This window comes from Mucilaginibacter sp. UR6-11 (genome assembly GCF_020880695.1).
Taxonomy (GTDB): domain Bacteria; phylum Bacteroidota; class Bacteroidia; order Sphingobacteriales; family Sphingobacteriaceae; genus Mucilaginibacter.
Genome location: NZ_JAJIWO010000002.1, coordinates 776,537 through 793,194 on the forward strand (window position 1 = coordinate 776,537; position 16,658 = coordinate 793,194).

Annotated in this window: 17 protein-coding genes; 12 read left to right on the top strand and 5 right to left on the bottom strand. The window is 43.7% G+C overall.

Going from position 1 to position 16,658, the window contains the following annotated elements; translation table 11 throughout:
• Positions 1 to 34: 34 nt before the first annotated feature.
• From LJ658_RS08710 to LJ658_RS08720, 3 genes are all read left to right on the top strand, one after another.
• Positions 35 to 1,261, top strand: a complete 1,227-nt coding sequence (locus LJ658_RS08710; protein ID WP_230546099.1) for an alanine dehydrogenase — start codon at positions 35 to 37, stop codon at positions 1,259 to 1,261.
• Positions 1,262 to 1,458: 197 nt separating this feature from the next.
• On the top strand, positions 1,459 to 2,448 hold the full coding sequence (locus LJ658_RS08715) for a YihY/virulence factor BrkB family protein (protein WP_230546100.1): 990 nt from the start codon (positions 1,459 to 1,461) through the stop codon (positions 2,446 to 2,448).
• A gap of 110 nt (positions 2,449 to 2,558) precedes the next feature.
• Positions 2,559 to 3,749 (top strand): aspartyl protease family protein, encoded by a 1,191-nt coding sequence (locus LJ658_RS08720; protein WP_230546101.1) that lies wholly within the window; start codon positions 2,559 to 2,561, stop codon positions 3,747 to 3,749.
• Between the two features lie 4 nt (positions 3,750 to 3,753).
• Here the strand turns inward: LJ658_RS08720 and LJ658_RS08725 are convergent, their stop codons facing one another.
• Positions 3,754 to 4,023 (bottom strand): hypothetical protein, encoded by a 270-nt coding sequence (locus LJ658_RS08725; protein ID WP_230546102.1) that lies wholly within the window; start codon positions 4,021 to 4,023, stop codon positions 3,754 to 3,756.
• A gap of 206 nt (positions 4,024 to 4,229) precedes the next feature.
• On the opposite strand from LJ658_RS08725, the gene LJ658_RS08730 reads away from it, so the two are divergent.
• The 3 genes from LJ658_RS08730 to LJ658_RS08740 all read left to right on the top strand — a co-directional run bounded on the left by LJ658_RS08730 (position 4,230) and on the right by LJ658_RS08740 (position 6,636).
• Complete coding sequence (locus LJ658_RS08730; protein ID WP_230546103.1) at positions 4,230 to 4,955, top strand: hypothetical protein; 726 nt, start codon at positions 4,230 to 4,232, stop codon at positions 4,953 to 4,955.
• An 84-nt stretch (positions 4,956 to 5,039) separates the two neighbouring features.
• Positions 5,040 to 5,912, top strand: a complete 873-nt coding sequence (locus tag LJ658_RS08735; RefSeq protein WP_230546104.1) for a glutamate--tRNA ligase family protein — start codon at positions 5,040 to 5,042, stop codon at positions 5,910 to 5,912.
• A 220-nt stretch (positions 5,913 to 6,132) separates the two neighbouring features.
• Entirely contained in the window at positions 6,133 to 6,636 is a 504-nt protein-coding gene (locus LJ658_RS08740) for a hypothetical protein (protein ID WP_230546105.1), read from the top strand.
• A 69-nt stretch (positions 6,637 to 6,705) separates the two neighbouring features.
• On the opposite strand, the gene ahcY is transcribed toward LJ658_RS08740, so the two are convergent.
• Positions 6,706 to 8,022, bottom strand: a complete 1,317-nt coding sequence (gene ahcY / locus LJ658_RS08745; RefSeq protein WP_230546106.1) for an adenosylhomocysteinase — start codon at positions 8,020 to 8,022, stop codon at positions 6,706 to 6,708.
• Between the two features lie 474 nt (positions 8,023 to 8,496).
• Here ahcY and LJ658_RS08750 point away from each other — a divergent pair, with 474 nt between their 5' ends.
• The 3 genes from LJ658_RS08750 (at position 8,497) to LJ658_RS08760 (ending at position 10,401) form a co-directional block, all read left to right on the top strand.
• Positions 8,497 to 9,306, top strand: a complete 810-nt coding sequence (locus tag LJ658_RS08750) for an SDR family oxidoreductase (protein ID WP_230546107.1) — start codon at positions 8,497 to 8,499, stop codon at positions 9,304 to 9,306.
• A gap of 103 nt (positions 9,307 to 9,409) precedes the next feature.
• The gene (trmB, locus tag LJ658_RS08755; RefSeq protein ID WP_230546108.1) at positions 9,410 to 10,060 is read left to right on the top strand and encodes a tRNA (guanosine(46)-N7)-methyltransferase TrmB; all 651 of its coding nucleotides are present in this window, start codon (positions 9,410 to 9,412) and stop codon (positions 10,058 to 10,060) included.
• An 8-nt stretch (positions 10,061 to 10,068) separates the two neighbouring features.
• On the top strand, positions 10,069 to 10,401 hold the full coding sequence (locus LJ658_RS08760; RefSeq protein ID WP_230546109.1) for an MGMT family protein: 333 nt from the start codon (positions 10,069 to 10,071) through the stop codon (positions 10,399 to 10,401).
• A 15-nt stretch (positions 10,402 to 10,416) separates the two neighbouring features.
• Here the strand turns inward: LJ658_RS08760 and LJ658_RS08765 are convergent, their stop codons facing one another.
• The 3 genes from LJ658_RS08765 to LJ658_RS08775 all read right to left on the bottom strand — a co-directional run bounded on the left by LJ658_RS08765 (position 10,417) and on the right by LJ658_RS08775 (position 12,328).
• Positions 10,417 to 11,184: an exodeoxyribonuclease III gene (locus tag LJ658_RS08765; RefSeq protein WP_230546110.1), complete on the bottom strand. Its 768-nt coding sequence runs from the start codon at positions 11,182 to 11,184 to the stop codon at positions 10,417 to 10,419.
• Positions 11,185 to 11,274: 90 nt separating this feature from the next.
• A complete protein-coding gene (locus tag LJ658_RS08770) occupies positions 11,275 to 11,979 on the bottom strand; it encodes a peptidylprolyl isomerase (RefSeq protein ID WP_230546111.1) in 705 nt (234 codons plus the stop codon).
• Positions 11,980 to 11,983: 4 nt separating this feature from the next.
• Positions 11,984 to 12,328 carry a hypothetical protein gene (locus LJ658_RS08775; RefSeq protein ID WP_230546112.1) on the bottom strand — a complete coding sequence of 115 codons (345 nt, stop codon included), beginning with the start codon at positions 12,326 to 12,328 and terminating at the stop codon, positions 11,984 to 11,986.
• Positions 12,329 to 12,442: 114 nt separating this feature from the next.
• Between LJ658_RS08775 and LJ658_RS08780 the strand changes: the two genes are divergently transcribed.
• The 3 genes from LJ658_RS08780 (at position 12,443) to LJ658_RS08800 (ending at position 16,654) form a co-directional block, all read left to right on the top strand.
• The gene (locus tag LJ658_RS08780; protein WP_230546113.1) at positions 12,443 to 12,778 is read left to right on the top strand and encodes a hypothetical protein; all 336 of its coding nucleotides are present in this window, start codon (positions 12,443 to 12,445) and stop codon (positions 12,776 to 12,778) included.
• 111 nt (positions 12,779 to 12,889) lie between these two features.
• Positions 12,890 to 15,391, top strand: a complete 2,502-nt coding sequence (locus tag LJ658_RS20445) for a TonB-dependent receptor (protein WP_255670478.1) — start codon at positions 12,890 to 12,892, stop codon at positions 15,389 to 15,391.
• A 138-nt stretch (positions 15,392 to 15,529) separates the two neighbouring features.
• Positions 15,530 to 16,654, top strand: a complete 1,125-nt coding sequence (locus tag LJ658_RS08800) for a DUF1624 domain-containing protein (RefSeq protein WP_230546114.1) — start codon at positions 15,530 to 15,532, stop codon at positions 16,652 to 16,654.
• The last annotated feature ends 4 nt before the right edge of the window (positions 16,655 to 16,658 follow it).

The following is a 16,658-nucleotide window of genomic DNA, read 5'->3' on the forward strand; positions in this document are numbered from 1 at the left end:
ATTTTCTTACCTTCATCATCCATAAAAATACAGTATGAGTTCAGGGAAATACAGTGGGTTTTCAGATATTGCCAAACAGGCGATGATGCAGCCCCAGGAGTCGATGCTCGAGGTTAAGAACAAAAAGAACAAACTTTTTATTGGCATCCCAAAGGAAGTTTCTTTCCAGGAGAACCGGGTACCCTTAACTCCCCTGTCTGTGGCTTTGCTCGTTAACAACGGTCATGAAGTAATGCTGGAGAGTAACGCCGGCAAAGCGGCCAAGTTTTTAGATAAAGATTATGCAGAGCAGGGCGCTCAGATTGTATTTGACACCAAACAGCTTTACGAGGCTGATATCATTATTAAAATTGCCCCGCCTACGCTGGAGGAAATTGCGCTGATGAAACCTGGGCAGATCCTGATATCAGCTCTGCAGATATCTACCCTAAAGCCCGAATGCCTGCGTGCCATGCTTAAAAAACAAATAACTGCTTTGTGTTTTGAGCATTTGCGTGATGAGGGCAACTCATTAAGTGTGGTACGCGCCATGAGCGAAATAGTAGGCGCTACCTCTATACTGATAGCCGCCGAATACCTAAGCAATGTTTTTGACGGTAAAGGCTTAATGCTGGGCGGTATAACCGGCGTGCCACCAACAGAAATTGTAATATTGGGTGCAGGCACCGTAGGAGAATATGCCGCGCGTACGGCCATATCATTAGGTGCCGAAGTGAAAGTTTTTGATCCGTCTATTTATAAATTGCGCCGCCTGCAAAATAACATAGGGGCCAGAGTTTTTACATCCGTTGTGCAGCCTATTGTTTTGGAGAAAGCCATAACTACCTGCGATGTTGCCATAGGCGCCATGCGTGCCGAAGACGGCCGCAGTCCGTGCCTGGTAACTGAAACTACGGTAAGCAAGATGAAGCCAAACTCGGTAATTATTGATGTAAGTATTGACCAGGGCGGCTGTTTTGAAACCTCGGAGATCACCAACCATACGCATCCGGTATTCCGTAAATATGATGTTATACACTATTGCGTACCAAACATTGCGTCGCGTGTTGCGCGTACCGCTACTTATGCGCTTACCAATATTTTTGCGCCGATATTGTTAGAGATTGGCGAACAGGGAGGTATTAAGAATGTCATCTGGCAAAAATCGGGCATCCGCGATGCGGTTTATATTTACCAGGGCCACCTAACCAATAAACATATTGCCGAACGTTTCTCCCTGCCAAGCAAAGACCTTGACCTGTTAATTGTTTCACAACATTAAGGATAGCTTCCTGTTTCCTGATTTTACGCCTTGTTGTGTTTAATAACAACACACATGATATTGTTTTATGCAAAGGCATTAAAATTGCTAGGTAGAAACCGGAAAAGTATAGCTAAAGGTCGTCAAGGTAAATTAGTTTTTCAGGACGAAATGCGTTAGTTATTAAACCGTACATTACAAATATATTTGATTTTAGAATGAGAATTTTCAGAAAAGCATACCTCAAAAAAATTTGGAAAATCTTAGTAGCCACCTTTAGCGGCTTTATTGATGATAACGGCCTAAAATTAAGTGCCTCGCTGGCTTATTATACCGTTTTTTCGCTAGCGCCGCTTTTAATATTGATAATATCATTGGCCGGCCTTTTTTTTGGTAATGATGCTGCAACCAACCGGTTGTATCCTCAAATCGCGCAGTATGTGGGCTCGCAGGCCGCTTTGCAAATACAATCGATGTTAAAAAGCCTTGCATTTTCGGGCAAATCCGGAACGGCGGTTGTAATTGGTGTGGTAACACTAATGATAGGCGCGAGCAGCATTTTTGTAGAAATTCAGGATTCAATAAATATAATCTGGAGGGTTAAGGCTAAACCCAAAAAAGGATGGCTTAAACTAATTCAAAACAGATTTTTATCATTCTCACTTATAGCCAGTTTAGGTTTCCTGCTACTGGTTTCACTGGTGATTAATTTTTTAATGGATGCTTTAAGTAAAAAACTGGTTCATTTTTTACCCTATATAACCAATCTGCTTATTAAAGGCATTAACCTGGGCATCACCCTGATTGTAATATCCACCTTGTTCGCCATAATATTTAAAGTATTACCCGATGTTAAAATAAGGTGGAGAGATGTGCGTATAGGCGCAGTTTTCACAGCTATGTTGTTTATGCTGGGTCAGTATGGCATTAGTTTGTACCTGCAATATACAGCGCAAAATTCGGCATACGGCGCTGCCGGCTCTATTATTTTGCTGCTGCTGTGGATCTATTACACGGCAGCTATACTGTATATCGGTGCAGAATTTACAGAGGTTTATGCCGAAGCGATCGGCTGCAAAATTGAGCCCGCAGAGTATGCTGTACATGTTATCCAAACCGAAGTAGAGCACACCGTTAAAACACTTCCGCCGCAAAACCCTGAACTTAAAGGCGAACTTAAACAACCCGAAGAACCTAAAAAGACTTAATTAATGCGGATAAATTATTGCTTATTAGCCGTAATAATTTATTAATTTTAGTGTCCAATTATAAGAATTTGCTGCTTCAGTTAAATTATATCAGGCGTTTTCGCACTTTCTTGACAGGTATATCATGCTTTATTTGCTTAACGGCTACTGCGCAATCCTTTAGCCTTAAAAATTCCGGGAGTACAGAAACAATACCTTTTGAATTGGTACGTAACCTGATTGTAATAAAGCTGAAGATCAATAATCAGGGCCCCTATAATTTTGTTTTGGATACAGGCGTTGGTTATATGCTTATAACGGAACCGTCCCTGGTAGACTCCATAAAAATTGAAAGCAAGCATACCGTTACCATTCATGGTTTTGGCGAAGGGGGAGACTTTGAAGCTTACATAACCAATCCGTTAAAAATTGATATTAACGGAGTGACCGGCAATAATGTAAGCGCCGCGATTTTTAAAAAAGATAATCTTGGCTTGTCGGCCTACGCCGGTAAAACTATTCATGGATTAATAGGGTACGAGTTTTTTAGTCGCCTTGCAGTTAAAATAAATTTCTCAGATAGCACACTAACCGTATCAGATCCTTTGGACATGCGTTATTACAAACGCGGCGCAAAAATCCCCATAACTATTGAAGACAGAAAACCCTACCTCAATACCAAAGTTACATTTGCTAACGGTACCGAAAAGCAAAGTAAACTTATTATTGACCTAGGCGCGGGACATTTTATATCCATAGAGAACCTGGAGAATAAAAATACGCTTCAAAAAAAGGCCATTAGCGCTAATTTGGGCGTTGGTATCAATGGTTTAATAAGCGGTACACTCAGCCGGATAAAACAGGTAGAACTGGGGAAATATAAAGTAAATGATGTAATAGCGGCATTTCCTGATAATGATAAAAATCCAAAGGCCATTGCGCGCGACGGAAATTTAGGTATAGGGCTGTTACGGAAATTTGATGTGATATTTGATTATCCGGACAACTTGCTTTATTTAAAACCGGGTGCGGAATATAAAAAGCACGACGAGCATGACATGAGCGGATTAACCTATTATGTGTTTAGGGATGATTTTGTACACGTTATTGTAGACAAAATTGAACCCGGGTCGGCAGGAAGTGAAGCCGGGCTACAAAAAAACGATGAGATAGTAATGATCAATCTAAATCCGGCTGCTGAGATGTCGTTGCAACAAATCGATGACCTTTTTAAATCAAGAAACGGGCGGTCATTTTTCTTGCTGATCTATCGCGATAAAAAATATCTCCCGATGCACTTAACTTTAAAACGACGAATTTAGGGCACTATTTTAGCTGGCTGATATTCTCAAAAAAGGCAGTCTGCAGATCTAAAAGCGACCGTACATTTACTTTTTCGCCATACATATCAAAGCATAAAAATTTTGAATTGGTGATATCGCCATCCTTGTTCCGTTCAAAAAAGTTGAAGGTTTCAAAAAAATAATGATTGGTTGTAATCCTGTTTTTTTTGTTGGTTTGGGATGCGTTTAGTCTAAAACCGATAGAATCTATCCAGGTATGCACTTTTGTATGCAGGTTGCGTATATTATTCATAGGTTAAATATTTAATAGTTCAACGAAATAAATAGTGATAAGTTTTAACTGTTTCGTTCGTATTTATAAACAGTTGTTAACTAAAGCTAAAATCGTGCCGGATAATTTAATATGGCTAAATAAAATATTTTATTATCCTGTGGGTAATTGAAACCAAAATGATTATTGTTGCGTAAAATGTCTCGTTACCTTAGACAATTAGCAGTATGAAAACCAAATACTTATCACCATTTGTATTACTTATCGTAATCAGTTTAAGCGCTTGTAAAAGCTCTACAGCTCCCGGACCAAAAGGCGCGACAGGTGCTACCGGCGCCACAGGTGTTACCGGCGCTACGGGGGCAGCTGGTGCAGTAGGGCCGGGCGGTCCGCAAGGCGTAGCAGGTGCTACTGGTGCCACGGGCGCTACGGGTGCCACCGGCGCTAATGGGACTAACGGAACTAATGGCGCTGCAGGAGCTACCGGAGCAGCAGGGGCAAAAGGTGCCACAGGCGCTACTGGGGCCACCGGAGCTAATGGTTCAAACGGTGCTACAGGAGCAACAGGTGCCACCGGAGCTAATGGTACATCAGCTGTTATCGCTAACTACGTATTTACCAACCAAACTGTGGTTTTGGCAGGCAACACCCACTTGTTAGTGCCCGCAATTACACAAGCTATAGTGGATCAGGGCATTGTTTTGGTTTATTTTAGAAACACCGGCACCACTACGTCATGGATCTCTTTGCCATATAGTGAAACAGGAAATACGCTTACTTTACAATCATACGGTGTTGGTTATGTAGATCTGAAGGCTAACTTCACATCCGCAGGTTTGGATATCAGGGTAGTGATCATACCGGGCACCTCGCTTACCACTTTAATGTTGCATAATCCGGGCCTTAACTTAAATAATTACGACCAGGTTGCCAAGGCGGCAGGCATCAACTAAGAAAACTGACTTATATAAGAACATAGGGGCATCGATTTAACGGTGCCCTTTTTTATTTAGGCGTATTAGCTTAAATTGGCGCCAATGTCAGTTAACGCATTGCCGCTTTTTAATAAGACCCGTATAGCTCCGACACCGAGTGGTTATCTCCACTTGGGTAATGCGCTGTCATTTGCGTTAACCGCCGCTCTGGCCCGCAAATCGGGCGCAAAAGTTTTACTGCGGATAGACGACCTGGACCAGGAACGGGTGAATGACCAGTACGTACAGGATATTTTTGATACGCTTAACTTTTTAGGAATAACCTGGGATGAGGGCCCGCGTAATTTAGAAGATTATAAAAACAATTGGTCGCAATTGCATCGCGTGGCGCTTTATAGGGATGTGCTGCAACAATTAAAAGATCAACGTGAGGTGTTTGCCTGTTTATGCCCGCGGTCGCAACTAAAGGGTGGCATTTATCCCGGTACCTGTCGTAACCTGGCTCTTCCGTTAGAAACGCCAGATACAGCCTGTCGGCTATATACCGATGACCGGCAGTTATCTGTTAAAACCTTATCTGCCGGTGTCGCCGGAACTAAATTGCCTGAAGCGATGGCGGATTTCGTCGTCAAAAAGAAGGACGGCTATCCGGCTTACCAGTTGGCTTCTTTGGTTGATGATATCCATTTTGGTGTGGACCTGATTGTACGCGGCGAAGATCTATACCCGTCAACCATCGCGCAGCAATATTTGGCTACTGTGCTTGGTGCTGCTGCCTTTCAAAACATAACCTTCCATCATCACCCGTTAGTGATGGACGGCGATAAAAAGCTCTCCAAATCTGCCGGGGCAACTTCTATTAAATATCTGCGGGAAGAGGGTAAAACTGCGACAGATGTTTATCGGGAGATTGGGCGAATGCTGGACATTAACGAAAACTTAAGCAGTTTTGAAGACTTTGTAAAGCTGATGTAATTTAGGGGTGTTCCGCTTTGCGTGCGGAACACAACGGAACGGGTGGAACACTACGGAACACCCCGTTTTTAATTTGGAACACCATAATAGTTAAAAAAGTTAATTGTGAATGGAGTGACAGAATCTTGTCGGTATTTGTATTAACTTTTACGGGTTGGTTTCGAAAAAACCTAAACAAGCAATATGTTTTTTATCTTAGCTAAGATCAACATCATCAAACTTGAAACACAGTTTCTTCTACTTTAAAAAGCTAACCGGATGGAATATCGCAGGCTTAGCGGGCTATATTTTGTTTAGCCTGTTTGGATATGGTTATTGCAGTTTATTTACTCCGGACGAGTTACCGCAATTTCTTTTAGGTGACATTTTAGTTATGCAAGGCCTTCTTTATTTGTTAGGATACAAGAAATTAAGAAATATGACTGTCTTCTTTTGTTGGTGCGCGGTGGGCTTGATGCAGGTACTGATCTATTTTCTTTTAAAAGATAACCCTGCTTTAAAAGTTGGTCATTTGTCCGCAGTAGTTGCTTTTAGAAACACTATCCCTTTATTACTTCTATTTCAATCATTGCGCTTTCTATATTTTAAGATACAAGGCCGGGAATTAATTATGCTCTCAAAATTGGGGCAAAAAGATATGTATGACAATCGCGAAAGTGATTTCTTTGATGTTATTTCATTCATTATTTATTTCTCAGCAATGATATACTTGTCAGCACAATAACAAAAAAGGGCCTGATCCTAAAATCAAGCCCTTTAACCTTTTAGCTTTCGCCTTTTACCTTAATTAGAATTAGTAACGGTAATACTCCGGTTTAAACGGACCGTCAACAGTTACACCGATGTATTCGGCCTGGTCCTGGTCAAGTACTTCCAGCTCAACACCAATTTTAGCCAGGTGTAAACGGGCAACTTTTTCGTCTAAATGTTTTGGTAAAGTGTATACTTTGTTTTCGTAAGCACCAGCGTTTGTCCAAAGCTCTAACTGAGCTAAAGTTTGGTTGGTGAATGAGTTACTCATTACAAAGCTTGGGTGGCCCGTAGCGCAACCTAAGTTTACCAAACGGCCCTCGGCCAAAACAATAACGTCGCTGCCGTCAATAGTATATTTATCAACCTGTGGTTTAATTTCGATTTTGGTATTGCCATAAGCGCTGTTTAACCAGGCCATGTCAATCTCATTATCAAAGTGACCGATGTTACAAACGATAGCTTTGTCTTTTAAAGCGCGGAAATGCTCTTCGCGAACAATGTTCATGTTACCGGTAGCGGTAACAACAATGTCAGCTTCAGCAATAGCAGTGCTTAATTTTTTAACTTCAAAACCTTCCATAGCTGCCTGTAAAGCGCAGATAGGATCAATTTCGGTTACAATTACACGCACACCGGCGTTACGTAAAGAGTCTGCCGATCCTTTACCTACATCGCCATAACCGCAAACAACGCCCACTTTACCGGCCATCATTACGTCAGTTGCACGACGGATCGCGTCAACCAATGATTCGCGGCAACCGTATTTGTTGTCGAATTTTGATTTGGTTACAGAATCGTTAATGTTAATTGCCGGGATTGGCAAAGTGCCGGCTTTTACACGCTCATATAAGCGGTGCACACCGGTTGTAGTTTCTTCTGACAGGCCTTTAACACCTGATACTAATTCAGGATAGCGATCAAATACCATATTGGTTAAATCACCACCATCATCTAAGATCATGTTTAATGGCCGGCGGTCTTCGCCAAAGAACAATGTTTGTTCAATGCACCAGTCAAAATCAACCTCGTTTAAACCTTTCCAGGCATAAACAGAGATACCGGCAGCGGCAATAGCAGCAGCGGCATGATCCTGGGTTGAAAAAATGTTACATGATGACCAGGTAACTTCGGCACCCAATTCAACCAGTGTTTCAATTAACACAGCTGTTTGGATGGTCATGTGCAGGCAGCCTGCAATGCGCGCACCTTTTAATGGTTTTGAAGCTCCAAACTCCTGGCGCAAGGCCATTAAGCCCGGCATTTCTGCTTCGGCTAACCCTATTTCTTTACGGCCCCATTCGGCTAAAGAAATGTCTTTTACTTTGTACTTGGTGTAAGCGGTCTCTACTGATGACATAGCGTTTAATTTTTTTGAATTGCAAAAATAAGACATTCTGTTATTAAAGTGAAATGTAAGTTACCCGCGCCGGGATTATTGCGTTAGGGTGATAAGTAGCTGGGATCGAGGGTTGATGAAGCCCGGAAGTGTTAGTTGTTAGTACGCGTTAGGGATGGAAGCGGATACCGGCCCGAGCCTAAGGGCTGTGGCGTATAAGCGGACAGCCCGGCCCGCAGGGAAACGCCCACGTTATTAATAATTATTTATAACCTATATCAGCACCAACAGACAACCGAATCTTCAAATCGCCTGCAATCCTAACCATGGTACCAGGCTAATCAACCCAACATCTCATCATCCACGGCAAACTCACCCTATGTTCCTCACCAATTCACCCAACAATAAAACGATAAAAACCCTGCCCATTTATTCCACTTTATTTATATTTGAAGCACTTTAATACTCAGCTATTTAATTTATTTAACCTAACAAATGAAAAAAGTAATTTTGGTAACAGGCGCCTCATCGGGTATTGGCTTAGCCAGCGCAACTGCTTTACATGAAGCCGGACACATCGTTTATGGTACCACACGTAACCTTGCAAAAAAGGTAAACGTACCCTTTAACTTAATTGAACTTGATGTAACTGACGACGCGTCTGCACAAGCTGCCGTTGCTAAAATTATTAAAGCCGAAGGTAAATTAGACGTGCTGGTAAATAATGCCGGTAACGGTATTGCCGGCCCGGCCTACGCTATGCCGGTTGATAAAGCTAAGCAACAGTTTGAGGTTAACTTTTTTGGCGTTGTACGTATGTGCAGCACCGTTATACCCGAAATGTTAAAAAACAAAGCCGGTATGGTGGTTAACATAAGCTCATTAGCGGGGCTGTTTGGTTTGCCTTACCAAAGCATGTATGTTGCTTCAAAATACGCGGTTGAAGGCTATAGCGAAAGCCTGCGGATGGAACTGCGCAAAACAAGCGTTAAAATAGTTACCATTAACCCGGGCGACTTTAAAACCGAATTTACCGGCAGCCGCGAAAAAATACCCTTTACGGTTGATAACGAGAAGTTGAAAGCCAATTACGACATAGCCATTGCCAGCATTGAAAAAGATGAAAACGCAGGTGCAGATCCGTCAGCTATTGGTAAACAATTAGTTAAAATAGTTGGCAAGAGCAGCCCGGCGCACCAGTACTTAGTCGGTGCTATTGGCCAAACCATTGCAGTTACCTTGAAAAAGGTATTACCTACAGGTGTGTTTGAAGGGTTGATGGCTGATCATTACGGGATAAAGTAAACAGCCCCTCCCAACCCTCCCCGGAAGGGAGGACTTTAAATAATTATTTATTAAACAAATATATTAAGTCTCCCCCGGCAGGGGGGGGCTTAGGGGGCTGACTATGGGAAAAGATAAATTAAGACGTTTTGCTGAGATAGAAACATTTAGCAACGTTTTACAACTGGACGAGGGCAAGCCTTACAAAGGCCGGTGGAGCAAGGACTTTTTTAAGAACAATAACCCGGTGGTACTGGAACTAGCTTGCGGTAAAGGCGAGTACACGGTTAATTTAGCGGTACTGTTTCCGGATAAGAATTTTATAGGCATTGATTACAAAGGTAACCGCATTTGGCGCGGCGCTAAAACCGCGTTAGAGGATGGCGTGGCTAACGTAGCCTTTATACGGATGCAGATAGAGACCCTTACGGATTATTTCGGCAAAGGTGAAGTGGATGAGATCTGGATCACCTTTCCGGACCCGCAGCCGCAGTTGAGCCGCGAAAAAAAGCGCCTCACATCGCCCCGGTTTTTAAATATGTATATCGAGGTGCTAAAGCCCGGCGGTTGTGTAAACCTGAAAACAGATAACGATGGGTTTTATACTTACACCGCCGAAAAGATAAAAGAGCTGAAATTAAAAGAACACGTTAATACGGCCGATCTGTATAAATCTGAATACGCCGACCAGGTGTTATCCATCAAAACTTATTACGAAAAGAAATATTTAAAGGACAATAAAAATATTAACTACCTTAAGTTTTCATTTCAATAATTATTGCGATGCCCGATTATAACTTTTATGATAACGTTTATGATGTGGCCCGCCAGATACCGTCGGGCAGGGTAACATCATACGGTGCTATTGCCAGTTATTTAGGTACCAAAGGATCATCAAGAATGGTGGGCTACGCTATGCAGGCTTGCGGTAACGCCAAGCCGCCCGTGCCGGCCCACCGCGTAGTAAACCGCCAGGGCCTGCTAACAGCCAAGTTCCATTTTGGCGGCGATACCATGCAGCGTTTGCTGGAAGCCGAAGGCATAAAAGTAAAAGACGACCAGGTGCAGGATTTTAAAACCGTGTTTTGGGATCCGAATATAGAGTTGGCGTTATGAATACGGTCCACAAAACTAAAACTCCAACTCCACCAGCATCGGGCAATGATCAGAATGTTTGGCCTCCGGCAAAATGGTCGCCCGTTTAATATTATCCTCTAACTCCTTACTGGCCATAGCATAGTCAATGCGCCAGCCCAGGTTCTTGGCGCGGGCATTAAAACGAAAACTCCACCAGGTGTAGTTATGCGGTTCTTTGTTTAGGTGACGGAACGTATCTACATAGCCCGACTCGATAAAATTTTCCATCCACTCGCGTTCTTCCGGCAAAAAACCTGATGAGTTGGCATTTGATTTTGGGTTATGGATATCAATAGGGCGATGGCAGATATTGTAATCGCCGCAGATTACCAGGCGCGGGTGCTCCACTTTTAACAGGGTAAGATACTTGCCAAACTCGTCTAAAAATCTAAATTTAAAGGCCTGCCTGTCTTCGCCGCTTGAGCCCGATGGGAAATAAACGCTCATCACCGAGACCTCGTCAAAATCAACACGGATGTTACGGCCCTCACGGTCGAAATCAGGGATCCCGCAGCCGTATTCAATATGGTTTGGCGTGCGTTTGGTAAATATGGCGGTGCCGCTGTAGCCTTTCTTTTCGGCCGGGAACCAGTAATGCTGGTAACCCAGCGCATCAACCAAATGCAGATCGGTTAATACATCAGGCGTAGCCTTAATTTCCTGCAGGCAAACCACATCAGCATCGGTTGCCTGTAACCAGGCCAGCCAGTTTTTGTTGATAGCAGAACGAATGCCGTTAACATTATAAGTGATAATTTTCATGTCGGATTCCGGATGTTCGATTTCGGATTTAAAAATTTAAATATATAACCAAATTAGAGATCGAACATCCGAAATCTGAAATAAAATGGCTTAGCGCGCAAGGCCCAAAAGTTTATCCAAATCCTTACACTGCCCTTTTGATAGCACGCTCACCGTCATTGGTATATTGGTTAATGGCCGGTCGCGTTCGTCTTTTTTAACGCCGGCAATACGGTCAACCATATCTATGCCTGTTACAACTTCACCATAAACGGTATAGCCCTGGTCAAGGTGCGGCGCGCCGCCAACGGTTTCATAAATTTCGCGTTGCGATGGCGGGATGACGCGGCCCTTTAACCTGCCGGCAATTAGTTTATCCAGGTCGGCATCAGTAAAACGCTTACCCTCTACAATATAAAACTGGCAACCGCTTGATGCTTTGGCCGGGTTATCATCGCGCGCGGCCGCCAGTACACCGCGTTTATGAAACAGACTATCGTTAAATTCGGCGGGTATGGTATAACCTACATCGCCGTTGCCCAGCTCGGCGCCGGGTTTGTTTTTGCTGGTATCGCGCGAGTCGGGGTCGCCACCCTGGATCATAAAATTCTGTATCACCCGGTGAAACAAGGTGCCGTTATAAAAACCTTTTTTAGCCAGTTTGATAAAATTATCACGGTGCCCGGGTGTTTCGTTATATAGGCGGATTATGCAATCGCCAAAGCTTGTGCTCACCCGTACATATTGATTTTTGGGTGGTTTTGCAAAAGCAGTAAGCGTGGCTAGCAAAATGACCAGGGTAAACAGTTTTTTCATATTGTTAATTAATTTCTTCTTCAAAATAGTTAATTATCAGGGTTTTTATCACCATCTCCTGTTCAAGCAGGGTATAGTTTGGGATAACCTGCACCAGTTTCCAGTGTGGCCACCCGTCCTGGTCCAAACCTTCCAGCTCATAAAAGCCCATCATGCTAAATAATTTGCAGTTGGCTATATGCATCAATTCTTCTTTTTGGCGCTTGCTGAATTTGCGTGGGCCCTGGCCCAGCTCCTGCACACCAATTAAAAACAGCATCACCTTAACATCGGGCTTATCGCTGTCAAAATCCTGTGCTATGCGGTCCTGTAATTCGCTCCATTTCTTGTTGATCTCTGCCGGTGTCATGCAACAAATATACATGGATGATTGTGCTAATTATAGACAAAATATAATTGCTATTGCAACAATATTGCTTTTGTTGATTGATTTTACTTAAAAAAGCGTAATTTTGCCATTGATTTGAAAAACAACAAGGCAAATATTTTTTACGCGTGGCTGTTAATGTTCTGCTTTATAGCGGGGCAGTATACTGTTTATACGCACCAGCATAAAGTTATTGCCGGTATTGCTGCCAAAACCCGGGGTGTCGCCAAAAATCAATCGCGCACCGTTGTGCAGGAAAAATGTTCTATGTGCGATGCTATGCACCACACCAACGCGGTAATTAACACGTATACCTACTTCAGTCCTAATATTGTTACAAAGCATTTTTACAGGGTCTACAACTATGATTTTGTAAGCATTGCGTTAATCTTATCAGCCGGGCGCGCTCCGCCGGTTGCAGCATCCTGCTAAATTATAATCTGTGCGATTTAAAATCGTTCAAACAATAACCCTTTTTATTTTTTAAGAGCAACAGGTACATGGCTTTTCAACTGCAATAGCCCGCCTCAATTAACTTCAACAATGAAATTCAATATAAAATTAATAAGCCTGCTGATCATCTTGCTGGCAAATACCCTGATTACCAAAGCTGCCCGCACTGATGCCGGGACAATTACCGGCACCGTTACCGATAAAAAAGACGGCAGCCCGATTATTGGCGCAACCATAAGTATTCCCGATTTAAAAACAGGCACGGTTACAGATGCTAACGGCAGGTTCACGCTAAACCATCTGTCAAAAGGCGTTTATTTGATACAGGTTAGCTATATAGGCTACTCAACCGTTACGCAACGGGTTGATCTGTCGAAAACCACCGAGCTTAATATCCAGCTGCAGGCCTCATTCATTGAAGCCGGCGAGGTGGTTATTACCGGCGTAAGCCGCGCAACCGAGTTAAAACGCAGCCCGATACCAATGGCAGCGGTGGGTAAAGCTTTTGTCGACCAGCGCGCCGGCGCCGGTAACGTTATTGACATGATAGCCAATTTACCCGGTGTAAGCGCGGTAACCACGGGGCCAAATATTTCTAAACCGTTTATTCATGGCCTGGGCTATAACCGGGTTATTACCCTGATGGACGGCATACGCCAGGAAGGCCAGCAATGGGGCGATGAGCATGGTGTCGAGGTAGATCAGAATTCTATTGACCGGGTAGAAGTGATTAAAGGCCCGGCAAGTTTAACTTATGGATCAGACGCTATCGGCGGGGTGGTTAACCTGATATCGCCGCCGCCCGTGCCGGATGGATCTGTTCTGGGTTCGGTACAGTCTGTTTATGGTACTAATCAGGGGCTGTTCAATAACTCGTTAAGGCTGCAGGGCAATAACAAAGGGTTGATATGGGGGACTATCGTATCTGCCAAAGAAGGTAAAGCTTATCAAAACCAACACGATGGCCGTGTATACGCAACCGGCTTTAACGAAAAAGACGCGCGGATTATGGTTGGATTAAACAAAGCCTGGGGATATTCTAATTTTAATGCCTCGTTATTTGATGATGAGCAGGCGATTCCTGACGGCAGCCGTGACTCTGTTACCCGCCGGTTTACCAAACAGGTTACAGAGGACGACGCTACGCGCCCTATAGTACCCGCGTCCGAATTAAATGCTTACAAGATCCCGGTTCTGCACCAGCACGTACAGCTTTACCGTATTTATAATAACAGCAATTTTATATTGCAGAATGGTGCAAACCTGTTTGTTAACTTAGGTTACCAGTTTAGCCACCGGCGCGAATACACTCACCCTGAAGATCCGGAAACGGCAGGGCTTAACCTGCACCTTACTACCTATACTTATGATTTTAAGTATAACCAAACTTTCGGCAACGGCTTTGAAACCACTTTTGGCCTTAACGGGCAATATCAAAACAATACCATAGGCAGTGCTACCGATTTCCCGATACCTGCTTATCATCAATTTGATATCGGGCCGTTCGCGGTGTTAAAGAAGAGCTTCGGCAAACTGGATCTGTCGGCCGGTGCAAGGTATGATTACCGGTCGTTTGCCGGACAGTCGGCCTATATCGATACGTTAACCGGCAAATATCCGCAGTTATATACCGGCAGCAATACGGGTGCACCAGGCGTGATCAAACAATTTGACGCGTTAAACAAATCTTTTACCGGTTTTTCGGGCAGCTTTGGCGCAACTTATAATATGTCTGACCAGTTTTTTCTGAAAGCTAACATCTCGCGCGGTTTCAGGGCGCCCAGTATTTCAGAATTATCAGCCAACGGGCCTGATCCGGGCTCACAAATTTATCATGTCGGTAACAGCAGCTTTAAACCCGAGTTTAGCGTGCAGGAAGATGTTGGCGCTTTCCTGACCCTGCCCAATGTATCGGCCAGTGTTGAGCTGTTTGACAACGATATTGAAAATTATATCTATCAGCAACAGGTTCTAAACCCTGACGGCAGTCCGGCTATTAACCCGGCGTTTCCGTTGTATTCCATATTTACCTATACCCAGAGCAAGGCACGCATTAATGGCGGCGAATTTAACCTGGATATCCACCCGACATCATGGTTGCATTTTGAAAACTCTCTGGCTTTAACGTATGGTAAAAACCTGGGCAATGGCAGCCCGGTAGCCGACAGCTTAAAATACCTGCCGTTTATACCACCGCTGCATACGCACTCTGAGTTGCGCGGGACCTTTGTTAAAGGTTTTTCAAAATTTAAAAACGTTTATGCCTTTGTGGGATTAGATCACTACAGTGCCCAGGACCGTTTCTTTTCTGCCTACGGAACCGAAACCTATACAGCCGGATACAATCTGTTAAACGCCGGTATAGGCGGTAACCTGGTTAATGCAGCAGGTAAGAAGGTAGTTGAGTTGTTTATTGAAGGCACCAACCTGGCTAACATCAACTACCAGTCGAATATGAGTCGTTTAAAGTACTTTGATAATGCTGAGACCGCACCGGGCGTGCAGCGCGGTATTTTTAATATGGGCCGCAATATTAGTTTCAAGGTGATCGTACCATTTGATCTGTCGGCGCACGCAGAGAAAAAGAATTAACCAGGCACTGTCATGCTGAACTCAGCATAACAATTGGTTAAAAAAAGCGATGGGTTACAAACCCATCGCTTTTTTTAACGCCCATAATTTTGCATAACCATCAAAATATCATTATGTTAGATTCGTAAAACATTCAACATGAACCTTTTAGCTGAGCCCCCTAAAAAGCGTATCGATGCCATCGATATACTGCGCGGACTTGTAATGGCTGTAATGGCGCTTGACCATACCCGCGATTTCTTTATGGTGGCACCCTATGATCCTACTGATCTTACCCGCGCATCAACCATCTTATTTTTAACCCGCTTTATTACCCATTACTGCGCCGCAACCTTTGTTTTCCTGGCAGGCACAGGGGCGTTCTTATCGCTGGCGCGGGGGAAAACCAAAGCCGCAGCCGCTAAGTTTTTACTGTCGCGCGGACTGTGGCTGATTTTTTTAGAACTGACTGTTGTTTATGCCGGCTGGGGCATCGGCGAATTGTTTTTACAGGTGATATGGGCAATCGGCATCAGCATGATGGTGCTGGCAGTTTTAATTTACCTGCCGCTTTCTGTTATCGCCGGTTTTGGTTTATTATTGATTTTTGGGCATGATGCCTTTGACCATATCAGCATGGCAACATTTACACCCGGCGAAAAAACCTGGTGGACTTTTTTACACGTACAGGGCATGGTGCACCTGTTTGGGCATACAAATGTATTTGTAATGTATCCGCTGATACCATGGGTGGGCGTTATGGCTACCGGCTACAGCTTTGGCAAATTATATACTATTGACGCGGTTAAGCGCAAAAAAATACTGCTAACCATTGGCATAGCAGCAATAGCCTTATTTATCCTGATCAGGTATTTTGGTATTTACGGCGACCCTGAGGTCTGGACCTACCAGGGCAATATTCATCGTACCCTATTGTCATTTATCAATGTATCAAAATACCCGCCATCGCTTGATTACCTGTTGGTGACGCTTGGGCCGGGCATGTTGTTTTTAGCTTGGGTTGAAGGCAAACACAATATATTCACCAATATTTTTGTGGTATATGGGCGGGTGCCGCTTTTTTATTACATCCTGCATTTATACCTGCTTAACTTATTGGCCCATATCATCGGCGCAATTTTACAATTGCCAAAAGGTACCGGTTTAAGCTTAGGCTGGGTGTATATAATATGGGTGGGTGTAGTATTCATCCTCTATTTTCCGTGCAGATGGTTTATGCGGTATAAAAGCACGCATAAACAATGGTGGCTGAGTTATTTGTAAAGGG